This window comes from Phormidium sp. FACHB-592 (genome assembly GCF_014695795.1).
Lineage (GTDB): Bacteria > Cyanobacteriota > Cyanobacteriia > Leptolyngbyales > Leptolyngbyaceae > Stenomitos.
In genome coordinates this window covers 1-14716 of sequence record NZ_JACJOZ010000046.1, presented here as the reverse complement: position 1 = coordinate 14716, position 14716 = coordinate 1, and the positions used below count along the sequence as shown (strand labels likewise).

At 51.3% G+C, this 14716-nt stretch carries 11 protein-coding genes; 4 read left to right on the top strand and 7 right to left on the bottom strand.

From position 1 onward, the window contains the following. Nucleotides 1-147 precede the first annotated feature (147 nt). A complete protein-coding gene (gene hisG / locus H6F86_RS12290; RefSeq protein WP_190448895.1) occupies nucleotides 148-792 on the bottom strand; it encodes an ATP phosphoribosyltransferase in 645 nt (214 codons plus the stop codon). A 74-nt stretch (nucleotides 793-866) separates the two neighbouring features. Here hisG and rppA point away from each other — a divergent pair, with 74 nt between their 5' ends. Further along, nucleotides 867-1559 (top strand): two-component system response regulator RppA, encoded by a 693-nt coding sequence (rppA, locus tag H6F86_RS12285; RefSeq protein WP_190448894.1) that lies wholly within the window; start codon nucleotides 867-869, stop codon nucleotides 1557-1559. A gap of 266 nt (nucleotides 1560-1825) precedes the next feature. After that, a complete protein-coding gene (locus tag H6F86_RS12280; RefSeq protein ID WP_190448893.1) occupies nucleotides 1826-3028 on the top strand; it encodes a septal ring lytic transglycosylase RlpA family protein in 1203 nt (400 codons plus the stop codon). Here the strand turns inward: H6F86_RS12280 and H6F86_RS12275 are convergent. The 4 genes from H6F86_RS12275 to H6F86_RS12260 form a co-directional block, all read right to left on the bottom strand. Then, nucleotides 3023-3655 carry a Crp/Fnr family transcriptional regulator gene (locus H6F86_RS12275; RefSeq protein ID WP_190448892.1) on the bottom strand — a complete coding sequence of 211 codons (633 nt, stop codon included), beginning with the start codon at nucleotides 3653-3655 and terminating at the stop codon, nucleotides 3023-3025. The two genes, H6F86_RS12280 and H6F86_RS12275, sit on opposite strands and share 6 nt — an antisense overlap. Before the next feature lie 210 nt (nucleotides 3656-3865). Continuing rightward, a complete protein-coding gene (locus H6F86_RS12270; protein WP_190448891.1) occupies nucleotides 3866-4348 on the bottom strand; it encodes a hypothetical protein in 483 nt (160 codons plus the stop codon). Between the two features lie 96 nt (nucleotides 4349-4444). Next, the gene (locus H6F86_RS12265) at nucleotides 4445-5773 is read right to left on the bottom strand and encodes an aspartate aminotransferase family protein (protein WP_190448890.1); all 1329 of its coding nucleotides are present in this window, start codon (nucleotides 5771-5773) and stop codon (nucleotides 4445-4447) included. Nucleotides 5774-5918: 145 nt separating this feature from the next. Next, complete coding sequence (locus tag H6F86_RS12260; RefSeq protein WP_190448889.1) at nucleotides 5919-6110, bottom strand: hypothetical protein; 192 nt, start codon at nucleotides 6108-6110, stop codon at nucleotides 5919-5921. A gap of 535 nt (nucleotides 6111-6645) precedes the next feature. Between H6F86_RS12260 and H6F86_RS12255 the strand changes: the two genes are divergently transcribed. Beyond that, nucleotides 6646-6816 carry a hypothetical protein gene (locus tag H6F86_RS12255; protein WP_190448888.1) on the top strand — a complete coding sequence of 57 codons (171 nt, stop codon included), beginning with the start codon at nucleotides 6646-6648 and terminating at the stop codon, nucleotides 6814-6816. A gap of 129 nt (nucleotides 6817-6945) precedes the next feature. On the opposite strand, the gene H6F86_RS12250 is transcribed toward H6F86_RS12255, so the two are convergent. Further along, complete coding sequence (locus tag H6F86_RS12250) at nucleotides 6946-12768, bottom strand: alpha-2-macroglobulin (protein WP_347240231.1); 5823 nt, start codon at nucleotides 12766-12768, stop codon at nucleotides 6946-6948. A 295-nt stretch (nucleotides 12769-13063) separates the two neighbouring features. On the opposite strand from H6F86_RS12250, the gene H6F86_RS12245 reads away from it, so the two are divergent. Further along, on the top strand, nucleotides 13064-13420 hold the full coding sequence (locus H6F86_RS12245; protein ID WP_190448887.1) for a hypothetical protein: 357 nt from the start codon (nucleotides 13064-13066) through the stop codon (nucleotides 13418-13420). An 88-nt stretch (nucleotides 13421-13508) separates the two neighbouring features. Here the strand turns inward: H6F86_RS12245 and H6F86_RS12240 are convergent, their stop codons facing one another. Continuing rightward, on the bottom strand, nucleotides 13509-14243 hold the full coding sequence (locus tag H6F86_RS12240) for a DUF4079 domain-containing protein (RefSeq protein WP_190448886.1): 735 nt from the start codon (nucleotides 14241-14243) through the stop codon (nucleotides 13509-13511). Nucleotides 14244-14716: the final 473 nt, after the last annotated feature.

Here is a 14716-nt window from a genome sequence, read left to right as displayed (position 1 = left end):
GCTTACTTCTTCATTCATGCCAGAGCTTATGTACTTAGGTCAAGCAAAAGCACGTTGCTACAAGCTTTGTTCTCATCCCATGCAAACTCCAGCCCTTCCAGCCGATAGGCAATTTCCATATTTTGGATTTTTCGCTGCTTTGCCGCTTTAGGCTGCGATCGCTACAGCTGATCGCAGTTTTTCAATCCACTCGCTTAAACTATCGGTGTTGAGACGATAACTCAGTGGATGAGCAATTAAGCGGGCTGTGCTTTCAAACAGAACATCGGTTTCAATCAAGCCGTTTTCGCGGAGAGTCGTGCCCGTAGCGACGAGATCGACGATCGCCTCAGACATCCCTGTAATCGGTCCCAGTTCCACCGAGCCATAGAGCGGCACGATTTCGACGGGCAAATCCAAACTGTCGAAATATTCGCGGGAACAGTGGACAAACTTGGATGCTACTCGCCCATACAACGGTAGGTCTAATGCCGATCGGTAGGGGCTGGACTGCTTCACCGCCACCGACATCCGACATTTGCCAAACCCAAGATCAGCGAGATGCGCTACCTGAGGAACTTTCTCTCGCAGTACGTCGTAGCCAATGATTCCTAGCTGCGCCTGACCGTATTCCACATAGACTGGCACGTCATAGTTCCGCACCAGGAAGGCTTTTGCCGTTCCAGTTGGGTCAGTAATTTGCAGCAAGCGGTTCGCTGGATCAAGAAACACGCTGAAATCCAGTCCCACTGCCTTCAACAGTCGAATGCTGTCTGGTAGGAGAGCGCCTTTGGGGAGTACAACAGTCAGCATAAACAGTCTTCAGTGATTGGCAATCAGCACGATAATAATAGCTGAAAGCTGATGGCTAGAGGCTAATCGCGCTGATGCGGATTCTTTTGGTGGATGACGAAGTAGAAATGGCAGACCCGTTAAGCCTCCTTTTGACACGTGAAGGCTATGCCGTAGATGTGGCGTATGACGGCGATCGTGGCAATCAGTTGGCACAGCAGGAGCACTACGATCTGCTGATTCTAGACTGGATGTTGCCCTGCTATTCGGGGTTAGAGATTTGTCAGCAAGTGCGATCGCGCGGTGATACGACACCAGTATTGTTTTTGACGGCAAAAGACACTATCGACGATCGGGTGGAGGGGTTGGATGCTGGAGCCGATGATTATCTCATCAAACCGTTTGAGCTGCGAGAACTGCTGGCGAGAGTCCGGGCGTTGCTGCGTCGTCCCGCTACCTTAGAGCCTGTTGCACCAAGCCAACGGTTGCAGGTGGATGATTTAGAACTCGACGTGAGCAATCAGCTTGCCTACCGTCAGGGGCGGGCGATCGAGCTTTCCGAAAAAGAAGCACAACTGCTGGCATACCTGATGCGCCTGCCTAACCAACTTCTCACCCACGAGCAAATCCACCAGCATCTCTGGGGCGACAGCGTAGAAAAACCTACCAGCAACGCTCTTGCTGCTCAAATTCGGCTCCTACGACGCAAAATTGAAGCTAATGGTGAACCGCCCTTAATCACCACAGTCTACGGAAAAGGCTATCGGTTTGGCGTTTCGGCTGAGTAACCGTTGGCATGTAAAGCAGACGTCTGCTCTGAAAGAGGACTGGGAATGACCCTTTGGCACTGTCTTGGTGCCCTCTGCTAAAGGTTTTGCCCTTATCGCTTATAACGTTCACAAATCCTTAATTTCCTAAAATAAGTCTGTTTACTTGGTCACCTTCACGATAATTATCCCTGAGGTAGAGATTTAAAGGTTTGATGAAAGGTAAGATAAAATCCCGTTTTTGATTTTGTAGTGCATACTACCGTTCACTAAACCACAGATTATTCATGCCAATTTTCGGACTTGTATGGGTTGCCTCGTGGGTTGGTTGCTTTTTTTCGTCTAGCCAAGACCTCTTACGAGCGCCTGCTGCTTTAGCCCGTGTTCTACCACTTCAAGCCGTTTACAGGGTAAGTGGTGCTCGTGACGAACGATCAGTTGCTGCCAGCCGCGATCAGGTCATCTCCGTGCTGCCCTCGCAGCAAGTGCAACCATTTGGCTCCATGATGCCAACTGTGCCTCAGGCTCAAGCCCTTTCTTTAGCGCTGGCGTTTGATGCCAGTAGTATTCTGTCAGCCCCAGTTGATTTTCTAGGCGCGTTTAAGAATCTCTTCTCAAGCTTTCAGAAATTCACAGCGTCTCGCTCTACTCCACCTGTCGTTGTGGTTCAGGCAGAACCCAAGCGAGAGACCAAAACGAGCATTAAGCAGGTCAGCTCTGGGCTGGGCTTTGGTTACTGTCTGTCGATCGCTCAACGTAATGCCAAAGGTGGTACAAACCCCCGCCTTAAGCATCAGACCAAAAGCCTGTTTCAGGTCAAGATTAAAGACTCTATTGTTGGCTCTATCTCTAGCCAACGGCAGGCAAAGCAACTTGCTAATCACCTTGAGCAGGCTTTGGATAGTGCCACTGCAAGTAAGGCTAAAGTCCCTTTTGACCAGTTGCAGCCTGGTTTAATCAATGGTGTTCCTGGTGGAAAATTGGGCGATCGCGTCTTGTTTACTGTTGATCAGCAGATGGCTAACCAGTGGGACTGTCACCCCGAAGTTTTAGCAATTCAGTGGGTTAACGCTTTGCGAACAGCGTTAGCCGAGCCGCCTCTGGCACTTGCCGACGCGCAGGCAAAAATGCGTGGTTTGCAGGAAACGGGGGAGCGATTGAAAGGTATTGCGTCCTGGTATGGTCCTTATTTTCATGGGCGGCAAACAGCGACAGGCGAACGGTTTAACCAAAATGACTTCACCGCCGCTCATCCATCGCTGCCCTTTGATACCTATCTGAAAGTGACCAACCGTAACAATGGAAAAGCTGTCATCGTACGAGTCAACGATCGCGGTCCTTACTTTGACAACCGTACGTTGGACCTGTCTCGGGAAGCTGCTCGGTCTCTGGATAGCGAAACTAATGGTGTTGTACCAGTAGAAGCTGAAATCATGCAGCCCGCCACGTCAACTGCTGACCTAAGTAAGTCGATCGCTCGCAGGCTATAGCGTTGCGCTGAGCGGCAAAATAATATGGCGGTTTGCATCAACGATCAGCCGCCCTTCGCCACGAAGCTGACCCAGTAGCCGAGTGACAGTGACGCGAGTGGTACCGATGGCACTTGCTAGGTGCTGATGGGTTAGCCGTACGCTGAGGCGAGTGCCGCCCGCAACTGGTTGCCCGACTTCCATTTGTAGCAATAGCAGCAATTGCCGTAGCCGATCTTCCACCCGTCGATAGCCTGCCATTGCCAGCATTGCTTCGGTTTGCCGCAGTCGGCGTACTGTATGACGACCCACTTCTTGAGCTAGCGTGGGTGATTGATCGATTTCGGTGATCGTCAGACCCATGACATCAACATCTGACAGCGCTGTTGCCTGGTAGGGATAAATGAGCGTTAGCGGCAATCCGAACGGCATAGAAGGACCTGCTAACCCTAGCAAGGCATCGTCACCATTTTGATACAGGGTACTAAGCTGCACCACACCCCGGCAGACAACCCATACATCCTGAGGATTCATAGGAATCGTTTGTCCGGCACGGAAGGAACTCAGGTTTCGCCCTTGATAGAGTTCTTCCAGAAAATGACGCAGATCAGGCTGAACAGCATCTCTAGAAGCGTAGGCTTGCAGCATAGAGCTTATAAATGTGATGAGGAGCACCACAAGCCTAGAACCTGTATTTCAAGGGAAGTTAATTAGAAGGTTGGCTTTAGGTTAAGTTTTGCTGATGGAGCACGATCGCCAGCAGCCCATAGCGCAATGAAACCAATACTGTTACAAACCTACTCCTCACTCCGTTCGGTTGAGCGCTCAAGTCGAAGCTCTACTCCCTATCTCCCTTCCTTACTCTCTTTCCTTCCACGCATCAATCAACTCATCCACTGACAGACCCAAAATGCGTGCCAGCGGGTTAAGTTGGTTATTCTCAATATCTTCGTTTCGATAAATCGCTTGTAGCTCAGCGCGGGACAGCCGAAACGTATCGCAGAACTTGGCAAACTCCTCATCGTTTAAGTCCAAGTCTTCCTGGCGTTGTTTTAATAACAGAGCGACTAAAGCCGTACCACTTGTGGGGCTTACTGCTTTAGCCATATACTGCTGCACCAGCTCGCCAATACCCATCGCACTACCACCTGCTCGTGCTGTCAAGTCATAGCAAGCCAACTCTAGCGCTTTATACAACTGTTCTCCCTCAGTCAACTGTTTCACGATATGACGAGCATAGGCTGGCTGGCAAAAGCCAACCACCTTACCCTCATGCGTCAGAGGAAGGAAAGATTCATGGTCATTAAAAGCCCAGGACGACGGCTGTGGTGTCTTCGCCATGTAATTCTCCGAGAGGCATAAAGGATGATAAATGGTGAGTGGCACTCATTGAGCCATTTTATTGCTTCACCCACTATTTATTCATCCTTCACCGAATTACGGTAGCGCTTTAAGCACTTTTGTAAGCTGTTCAATCAGTTGATCAATGTGGCTTGTCTCGATCGTGAGTGGTGGCGACAGGGCAATAATATCGCCGGTTGTGCGGATCAACAACCCTTGCTCAAAGCAGTTGACGAGGCATTCGTAGCCACGGGCACCGGGAGTGCCAGACGATGCCAATTCAACACCAGCGACCAAACCCATATTGCGAACATCAATCACGTGGGGTAAGCCTTTAAGCGAATGAACAGCGTTTTCCCACTCGCTAGAGAGCCGACGGGCGCGATCGAACAAGCCCTCTTTTTCGTAGATGTCCAGTGTCGCTTCAGCAGCAGCACAGGCAACAGGATGACCAGAGTAGGTGTAGCCGTGGAAGAGTTCGATCGCGCTGTCGGGTCCATGCATAAAGGCCTCATGAATACCCTGCCGTGCAAAGACTGCACCCATCGGGACGGTGCCATTGGTAATGCCTTTTGCCACCGTCACTAGATCGGGCATCACGCCAAAATGCTCGGTTGCAAAGCCCGAACCCAAGCGCCCAAAGCCCGTAATTACTTCGTCAAAAATCAACAGAATACTGTATTTGTCGCAGATGGCTCGCAAGCGTTCGAGATAACCTTTGGGGGGCACTAGCACTCCCGTTGAGCCAGCCAGGGGTTCGACAATTACAGCAGCAATCGTGGAAGCATCATGCAGCGTTACAATGCGTTCCAGTTCATCTGCCAAGTGTGCGCCCCACTCAGGCTGACCACGAGTAAACGCGTTGTGTTCCAGATTATGCGTGTGCGGCAAGTGATCCACACCAGGAATTAGGCTGCCAAAAAACTTACGGTTGGGTGCAATACCACCCACTGAGATGCCACCAAAACCAACGCCATGATAGCCACGCTCTCGCCCAATCAACCGGGTACGCGCGCCTTCTCCCCGCACACGATGGTACGCCAGCGCTATTTTAAGGGCAGTATCCACCGACTCAGAACCAGAGTTGGTAAAAAAGACGTGGTTGAGATCGCCCGGAAGCATTTTAACCAGTCGATCGGCAAGGGCAAAAGGACCTGGATGCCCCATCTGAAACGTCGGTGCAAAATCAAGTTCCATCACTTGGGCGTGTACGGCTGCTGCAATCTCTTCGCGACCATGCCCTGCATTGACGCACCACAATCCGGCAGTGCCATCCAGCACTTCGCGCCCATCGACTGTTGTGTAATACATCCCTTTTGCTGCCGCCATCAACCGGGGCTTGGCTTTAAACTGCCGATTGGCGGTAAAGGGCATCCAAAAGGCATCAAGGGATGCAGGGTGAGTGGTCGGTTGCTCTGGTTGCATAGCGGTGACTAAGGGCGATCGGCTTCCATCAGCTTACCTTGGAAGCAGCCATCCAATTGGGCTGGCGATCGTTGGCTTCTGTTTACCGTCAGCCTACGCTTCGATGAAGCAAGCCACAGCTTTGAAAGCGCACGCTGGCAGTTCGCTAGTGATAGAACGCTGCGAACGCAAAGGCAGCTAGTAACGGTATAAGGATGGGTACTGTGACGACAAGCCCCCATTTACCCAGCCGAATGGGTTGACCGTCTGCCTTCATGAGAGCAATCACAGCCGCTCCTCCCATGACGACCCAGAGCAAGCCAAAGGCAAGAAAAATAGCGTAAGTAGAATCTTCCATCTTCTTGTTTTAGCGCATGAGTAGAATTATCACTAGCATAAATTTATGCAAGAGGGAAAGGTTCAATATTGGCGATCGCCGTCTTAATCGCAGCATCTATCAGGATAAGTGATCAGTTGCTTCGTTGGCTTGGCAGTTACTAAGAGCGATCGCGTTTCAACCGATGGCGTTAAGTTTCAAAAGATAAACTTTGATTTCAACCCTAGAAATCACAATAGAAGGAGAGTATTCTAAAAACAAGAAGCAAAGAAAGGAGGCTTCTTAATTCAAAATAAATGGTTCAGCTTACGTTAAACAGGAGGTTTTTATCGTTTTAACGTCTGAATCGATCTCGTCAATATGTGCAGCATTCAACCAGGTTGTTGATATCTCTTCATCTGCAACATCGAGAGTAATGCAATAGATACCTAAATACCCAAAAACAACTCAACGACGGTATCGCAGCAGCTCTAATTATGATCGTCATAAGCGAGGAGATCCTTCATCTTAGCCGTTCTAAGTGCTGTACAACCTTTAATTTGTTGCTTTTGATCCATTGATTGAAAGCCTAGATAGCCCCGACTATAGCAATATATGGTCGGGGTTACCTTTTGTTTGTGTTGCACTGCATCCTCGAACCACGATCGCAAACGTAACCCTTAACTTAGTGCCAACGCTTTGCAACTATCCGCTGCAAAAACTTCGTTCTAAGGGCGCGATCGCTTAATCTGATGAAATTAGGATTGCTTCATCATTTGCAGAAGCCTCGTCGCAGAAACGTACGAAAATCTCAAAATGGAGCGGCGGTGAATGCATTGCCGCTCCACAATTAGGTTGAAGCATCAACTCAAGCGGTTTACTTCTCCGTCACGACAAGGCTTGAGGAAGCTGATCGCCCGAATTCTTCTGGAGCATATTGCAGATGTGTCTCCGCACCGGGATAGACGAACGTGCCGGGAGTCACAGAGCGCACTAGATAATGCAGGGTGTACACGCCTGGATCGAGCTTGTCACCAAAGGCAACCACGCGATCGTGGTAGATCGTTTGATAGACAAGCTGCCAGCTATCGCCTTGTGACTGGAAGTAGGGTGTCGTTGTCTGGAAACTGTCATCCACCGCTTCAAAGCCCGCAGGCAGCGGATCGGTGACGACTACATGATCCACTGAATGATCGGCAATGATCTCCAGCCCGATGTCGTAGACCTGCCCCACTGGAACAGTCAGTGGTTCTGGCGCATAAAGCCCAGTTTTGTATACCACTTTGTCTTCGTTGGCAGGACGAATAGTGCGGGTGATTCTCAGCCCGTTGAGTTTACCGGGTTGGTTGCCTTGTAGACGATAGCGGTAGGCAACAAGGTAATGCAGAGTGCCCTGGCCCGTCTTAGTGAGGATCAGGTCATTGCGATCGCGCGGTAACGCAGCCATTTCTACTTGTTCAGTCGTGCTGGGAGTGCGGTAGCCTGCAAATTTAGCAGTGGCGATCGGTTTACCCGCAAGTGCAGCGGTAGCTTCAAACGTGGGTGGTGTCGGTTGGAGTTGGCTATATGCCACCAGAGCCGTGAGCGCTTCGGCGTTGTCGTGGGTGCTTTGCCAGGTGCCGTTACGCCGCTGAGATAGTAGCCCTTGCAGGAGTCGATCGGTGTCCTCAGCTTTAGTTTTTTGAGCGACAAAGAGCCGTAATGCCTGAGCCTGAGCTGTTGTAGGAGAGTTGAGCCAGCGCCAGTTAGACGGCAAGTTGACGGTGGCGTTACGTCCCGTTTGGTAAATCGTTTCCTGAAGCTGATTCACCATGGTGGTGGCTTCTTGCTGCCAGTCGGGAAACTGAGACAGATACCGCGCTAGCTTGATCTGGCTAACGGGGTCAAACTGGCTCCGCTGGCTGTAGAGGTCAGCAAGGAAGTCGTTGCGTCGATCGCCCAGGTCTGCAAGAGCAATCAACGTTTCCAGACGAACCTGATTTTTGCACAGCGCTTGCTTGCAGAAATCGTACTGTCCGGGGTCGGCAAGGAGCTTCTTGAGATAGGCGGTGAGAGAGGAGAGGAGTGAGGGGGAAGGAGTGAGGGGAGAGGAGTCAGTTTTACTAAAGGCACGATCAGCGAGGGCGACCGCTTGGGCAGCGTAGGGAGTGATAAACGGATCAGAAGTCTCCTGTCCAGGGTAGGCGGCGAAACCGCCATCGGGTTTTTGGAGGGTTTGCAGGCGATCGAGCGCTTGGGTTGCCTGCTGAGTGGGGTTAAAGCTGGCAAAGGTTTGCCCATAGGTTTGGGTAAGGGTTTGCAGGTTGGCGGCGATCGCGAGCTGACTGGCAGCAGGCTCCAAGAAGGGTAGGTTGGTTTCGTCTAGCACTTGCCTTGCGGGAGCAGTCAGGGTGGGAATCAAACTGCTGGCAAGGGAAATGTCCAGTCCACCTGCATCAGGCGCTACATTTTTATCTACGTTCAGGGGAATGGTCGCGCGATCGGTCGTGGTGCCTGCTTCCACCACTTGTTCGGTTACGTCTAGCGGCTTCACGTCCAGCGGCAGTTCAAAGGCATCAGTGGCGCTGCCAAGCTGAGTAGTGAATTTCACCATTGCTTCGCCTGCTGACTGCACGACAACTGGAAAACGATACGCCTTCGTGCCAGCTTCCACCTGCGCTTGCTGCTGTCCTGAGTTATCTAGCTTGAGCGGCTCGGTAACGGTGCCATTTACTGACAGGTTGCCGTTTTGTCCTGTGTTGTTGGTAACAGAAACGCCTGCCTGAAAGCGATCGCCCGGTCGAGCAAACTGTGGCAGCAAGGGATTTGCTAGCAGCGGTTTAGTCGTCACAAAGGTGGCATCGCCGTTGCCAAAATGCATATTCTCATCGGTAGCGACTGCCATCACGCGCCAGGTGGTTAGGTCATCCGGCAGCTTGAATTTGACTGTAGCGTTGCCGATCGCGTCTGTTTTCACCGAGCCGTTGTAGTATGCCAGCGCTTTGAAGTCGGTGCGAATTCGCGTATTGCCAGCGCCTGCCGACGAACCACCGCCATAGCCCCAGCCTTTTTGTAAGGGCGATGCCTGTGGTTGCAGCACTACGTCGGGTCGATTGTCGCTCAAGCGGACTGAGACGGGTTGTTCCGCATAGACGGTCTTCACCAGATCAGGCGGACGGTAGCCTGTCAGTTGCAGAACGGCTTCATTCACGACCATCAGTGTGACTTGCCCTTTCGCCGGTTGGTCTTGTGCAGAGACTCGCACCTGCACCGTTTGTTCGTCTCCCGGCTGCAACGAGGGCGCAACGGTAGTTTCTACCTTCAAATACTGAGGAGCAAGGCTCGTTTCAAAGGGGGCGAAGCCAATGCGAACGAGTTGATCTAGGCTGCCAGGTTCCACCTGTTCTAGCGGTTTGCCCTGACGCACCAGCACAGCTTCGATCGCTGCATTGGGCAGCATTTCGGGTGTCACCTGAAACTGCACTTTAGGCGCACCACCCTGTACTTTTGTCAGTGTTTTGTAAAGGGTGTTGTGGCGCACGACAGCAAAGTAAAGTTCACCATCGGCATAGGGCGACTGGATCAGCGCTGTAGCCGTTTCGCCGACTTGGTACTGCTTTTTGTCAAGCTTGATTTCAAGTCGATTGTTGCGGTAGCGGTTGCCCCATGCAGCCGCATCCCCCGTTGCCCAAAGCTGTACTTCGGTAGCGCTGACCACGTTACTGCCTGCAAACGTTGCCTGTAGGCGATAAGCACCAGCGGTAGTAGGCTTGAGGGTTGCACCTTTCGGACTGACATCAGACTGGATATCCGCAGTGGCGACGGTTTTGTACTCGACCTGATCTTGCTGGGTGCGGCTGCCTTCTACCAGTTTCGACACGCGGCTGTAGTTCATCTGCTGAAGTTCCAGATGCACTTTTTGATTCAAAACTGGCGCACCTGCGGGGTCAGTGACGATGACTTTGACAGGGAAATCCTGCCCTGCGGTCGCTACAAAATCGCTTTGCAGCCCAATGAATTTGTCTGTCGGTAATGCCAGAAAGGTCTTGGAGTCAGCAACGGAGAGGTTTGACACATCCGACACCTGGGCATCAACGCGATACGCCATCGGATAGGGCAACTCTTTCTCAACCGTGACGGTCTGACTGCTATCCCCGTTTTGACTCAACACTTGATTGGTTTGCAGCACGTCGCTGGTGACGGTGGGCGCTTCTTCGGGCCAGAACCACTGCCGCCCGAAGGCAAAGCCATCCCAGCCCTTAGGTACGAACTCTGCTTGCTTGCGGGTGATGTAGTAATTAACCTTGCCACCCTCTACAGGCGAGCCAAAGAGGTAGTTGCTCTGGGTTTTGGCGGTGATGGTCTGACCAACAGTGGCGATCGCATCAAAGTTTTGAGTTTCGGCTTGTGAGTTTTGCGTTGCGTTTGATGGCTCAACAGGTTTACTACCTTCTAACGTCAACGCCACTTTGAAGTTAGGTGGCTTAAATTCGGCAACGCGGAATTCGCCCGTAATTTCAACGCCACGATCGTTCTTGGCGAGAATCGCATAGTAACCAAGGGGCTGGTTTTTGGCGACTGTCCACTCCTTAGAAAACGTGCCGAATTCATTTGTCGTCTGAGTGCCCAGGCTGGTTTCCTGTCCGTTGGAGTCGCGTAGTGTGAGGGTATAACGGGCGTTTTTGTCTTGTTTTAAGGCACCGTTTTGCAGGTAGTAGGCGGCTCCGGTAAACCAGGCAGTTTCACCCGGTTGATAGAGATTGCGATCGGAGAAAACTACACCCCGTGACTCAGGGGCGCTGCCCAGCCAGCCAGCATCAATACCGTACCCATAGGCACCGCTATATTCCGTCGTGCGGGTAAACGCCCAGTCCTTGCCTTCTTGCGCCACAACTAGCAGGTTAGGTGCATTGGCAAAGCGTCCGGCTCCACCCATGCAGGTTTGTAAGGCTGAGCGATCGAGCAATAAGGTGCCGGTCTTGTCGGTTTTGCCGGTCGCACAGGCGCTTGGAGTGGGCTGGTCTTTCGCCTCCAGTTTCGATTGATAAACTTGCACAGCGGCATTTGCAACAGCCGATCCGTCTGAGAGATGGCTAACTCGCACCATGCCCGATTCAGGGAACCATTGGGCAAATACGCCCAGATTGGTCAACTGCACCAAGCCATAGGTGGTCGGTTCGCGCCACTTTTGCTGTTTGCCGTCTTGATATTGATTAGTGCGTGCCTGAACGCCATATGCCAGCATCCCAGTAGTGCCGCCCAATTGTTGTTGCAGCGGTATAGCTGTGTCGATCGCCTGATTCTTTTGCCCCTTCAAGGACGCACGCTTCCACGCAGAGGGACTGGGCAACAGGCTGCCACCATTAGCGTTGGGGTAGGCAGAGTCGGTATAGACTAAATCCGTTGGCTGGACGATTGCAAAGGCGGCTTTATAGCTGGGAAGATTAACCGTTGAGAGATTTAGTTGCAGGTTCTTGCCTGTCGGGAAAATATTGAGCCCAGAGGGTGCCCACAGGTCAGCCCCAACATCGCCAGTTTGGTAGTCTACCGTCATTGGCTTGCCGAGGGTTTGCCCAAATTTATCCTTTAGGTCAGCACCCAGTTTGATCGTGTATTTGGTCGCTGGCTCCAGTGCCCAGGGATTAAGGTTAACCAGACGTTCGCCCTCGTAAACCCGCACTAGGGGCACATCTTTTTTCGGGGGCGGTTCAACGGAAATGTTGGCGATCGCGGCTTCTGCATCTAGTTCGTTATTGAACTCCAACTGACCGCTGCCGTTGACAAAGCGTCCCGTTGTCCCGCTTGCATCGGGTTGCCCGTAGTAGTTTAGTTTCTGAAATGCTAGCGGTGCGTAGGTTTCCACCTGGCTAGCAAACATACTCTCGCTAGCCAGATTGCCTTTTGCTGCCGCTAATCCTGGCGTGATTTCCAGACGATAACGAGTGGCTTTGGCAAGCGCTTGCTGGGGTTCCAGCGTATAAATCCAGTCGCGGGCGGAGGGATCAAATTGCGCATCGGGTGTACTTTCGGGGTACTGCTCCTTTGACTGTTCTTCACTCTTCTCCAACGCCGCATTCATCGTTACGCCCTTGTTCGCCTTTGGCTCGTTGGCTGGAACCAACTTGACGCGCTCTTTCAGCGATGCCAGATTTAGCTCAACGTTGGAGGTAAATTTGAGGACAGGCTTGAGATCTAGTGGTCTTGCTGCCTCTGCCGCCTCTCCGGGAACAGACATCCCGGGCAAGTTAGATAATTTAATGGCTTCAGTATTGAATGTCCAGGCAAGATCCTGATCTAGTCGATGATTTTTTAGATCTGCCAACCCAGCTTTAAGCTTGACTTGAACACGAGTCGCTTTTGGTATTGCCTGATCACCCTGGAAGCCAACCATGCGAGGGGTAAGAAAACGAAACGTTCCCGGCAGCGGTGGCACAACCTCAAATTTCTTCAGCAGTTCCTGTGACCCGTTCTCCAGGTTTTCCAGTGGAATGATTGGTTCCTTAAAGCGAATGCGGATCTGTGCGGTTGTAGCAGCGTCTCCGAGCGGGCTAATCTGCTCAATCCAGTCTGGCAATTTAGGCACTGGTAAGGCAGCAACCAATGGCTGCGGGCTGGTATTGGAGGTGATGTTGGCGAAGCTACAGCCTTTGATGGTAAGGGCAACGCATAGAGCCAGCAAAACAAACCAGGGCTTAACGCCACTGCCACTTCTCATCACCATTCTCCCCGCTTCCCTACTCTATGAATGATCGCTGCTAACAAACAATTTGTTACCACAACCATTCCTACTCGCAAGGATAGGTCGATTCCGATGTTGACTATAAATCTTTACGATTTGACAAGCTGGACGGTAGCAGGGACAGCAGTCAAAACGGTTGTTGGCTTGTCTTGTTTGAACACCAACCTACAGTTCATCTAGCGTTACGAAAAGGCGAATCTCATCCTAGTTATTTATACTGATGAGTAGGGTGACTAGCTGATAGGACGTAACCAGCAATAAGTAGGAGTCACGTAAGATGTTTCGTACTGCTCTGTCTTTAATTTGCGCGATCGCCATTGCAGCACCTACAGGGGTGCTGGCTGGCGAACGGTATGAGCGTGGCTACTCCCGCGATGGGGGCTACAATCGTGGCTACTCCCGCGATGGGGGCTACAACCGTCGAGTCATTCAACGAGTTTATACGCTTGATGGATACGACCGTAATCGTTCCGTTCTTAGACGCGATCGCCGCAGTTGGGATCGTCGTGATTGGGAACGGGAACGCTACTTGCGTGATCGTCGTGACTACCGCGATTACGGCGATCGTCGTGACTATAAGCGCGATCGGTACAGCCGTCCCAGCATTATTATCATTCCGCGCATCTCGTTCTAAGAAATGCGTGATTGCTTCAAGTCGTGGCGTAGAGGTGCAGGCGCTTCCCTACGCTCTATGAAAAGATCAATGCTTACATCAGGGGCAACTACTTTGATGGCGCAAGCGGTGGGCAGGTTTTGTATGCAGGCGATAGTTTGTCAAAGTTGCATTGGTAAATCGTGCTTTTCTGCCAGCTTGGCGGGATTTCTAGAAGGTCGCGGGTGCCTGTGATTCCTTGACCCACAAAGAGCAATAGTGCGACGCAGTTCAACACAATATGAGTAGTACGCCAGCGGTTTGCCCGATCCTGGTAGATGTCACGGACGATCGCCAGTGAAAAGACCATCAGCAACGCTGCTACTAACCCATAGTAAAAGTGAGACAAAAACCAGTATTTATCAAGACGATACACGCCATCCTGAAAGCCGAGAACCACTAGTCCAATCCCGGTCAGAGTAGCGAAAACGCCACGCCAAAGCTTTTCTTGCGCGCGGTACAAAAAGACAAGTGAGGCGATCGTCGCAATATAGAAAAGCACAATCAAAATGACTTGCTGTGGTGCTTTAGCAAAACCCTCTTCCTTCTGGATTTGTTCAAAAATCGGGAATGTGATGCCAAGAAAGTAGATGCCAACCACGGCACCTGTGAGCCAGCGACCGAGTTGAAGATGCTCTTGCCCAACCGCTGGCGGGATTTTACTCTTGTTGTCTGCCTTTACTTCCAAGCGACGTGCCCGTGTCTGCCATGCCAGCCTCACAACCATGCCAATCAGAGGAAACACGACTGTCACTGCGATCGCTGGATGCAGTAAAAGAACAATATCCTCAAAATTAAGATCCATACTGCTTCTCTCAAGTTGAGCGTAGAACAGCTTGAGATGCAAAAGCATCCAAGAATGCTAGTAGATTATCAGGTCAGACTAAGAGTCTACTGAGTTACAGCAAGTTTTCAACGGGTAAGCTACTGTCTCTGACAGTACGTGAAGAGGTTAAAAAGTGAAAGGTGGAAAAGTTTGGCTTTTGCAAACGGAAATGCTTGTAAGCTGTGGCTTGCAGCAATCTTCCGAAAAAGAGGGGTAAGCTTGCTTGCCTTAACTTCGAGTGCTAAGTACAACATTCAAAGCCCAAGCATTGCCGCTTCCCCTTTACTGATTGCTTAACCGTCTAAGCTGCACTTATACCTTTAGAAACTGTTTGTAAATGTATGTGAAGTAGAAGACAACTACGGTCACAAAGGCGCGATACCAGAAGAGTGACATCTACATGGCTTGAGGATATGAGTCAGCCTTACTACGACAGTGACCTGACCGATGAG

Bases quoted from the DNA above. Each gene is read 5' to 3' on its own strand.
- H6F86_RS12260 (WP_190448889.1), bottom strand. From the start codon at position 6,110: ATGGAAGATTCTACTTACGCTATTTTTCTTGCCTTTGGCTTGCTCTGG.
- H6F86_RS12275 (WP_190448892.1), bottom strand. From the start codon at position 3,655: ATGCTGCAAGCCTACGCTTCTAGAGATGCTGTTCAGCCTGATCTGCGT.
- rppA (WP_190448894.1), top strand. From the start codon at position 867: ATGCGGATTCTTTTGGTGGATGACGAAGTAGAAATGGCAGACCCGTTA.
- H6F86_RS12265 (WP_190448890.1), bottom strand. From the start codon at position 5,773: ATGCAACCAGAGCAACCGACCACTCACCCTGCATCCCTTGATGCCTTT.
- H6F86_RS12240 (WP_190448886.1), bottom strand. From the start codon at position 14,243: ATGGATCTTAATTTTGAGGATATTGTTCTTTTACTGCATCCAGCGATC.
- H6F86_RS12280 (WP_190448893.1), top strand. From the start codon at position 1,826: ATGCCAATTTTCGGACTTGTATGGGTTGCCTCGTGGGTTGGTTGCTTT.
- H6F86_RS12270 (WP_190448891.1), bottom strand. From the start codon at position 4,348: ATGGCGAAGACACCACAGCCGTCGTCCTGGGCTTTTAATGACCATGAA.
- H6F86_RS12245 (WP_190448887.1), top strand. From the start codon at position 13,064: ATGTTTCGTACTGCTCTGTCTTTAATTTGCGCGATCGCCATTGCAGCA.
- hisG (WP_190448895.1), bottom strand. From the start codon at position 792: ATGCTGACTGTTGTACTCCCCAAAGGCGCTCTCCTACCAGACAGCATT.
- H6F86_RS12250 (WP_347240231.1), bottom strand. From the start codon at position 12,768: ATGGTGATGAGAAGTGGCAGTGGCGTTAAGCCCTGGTTTGTTTTGCTG.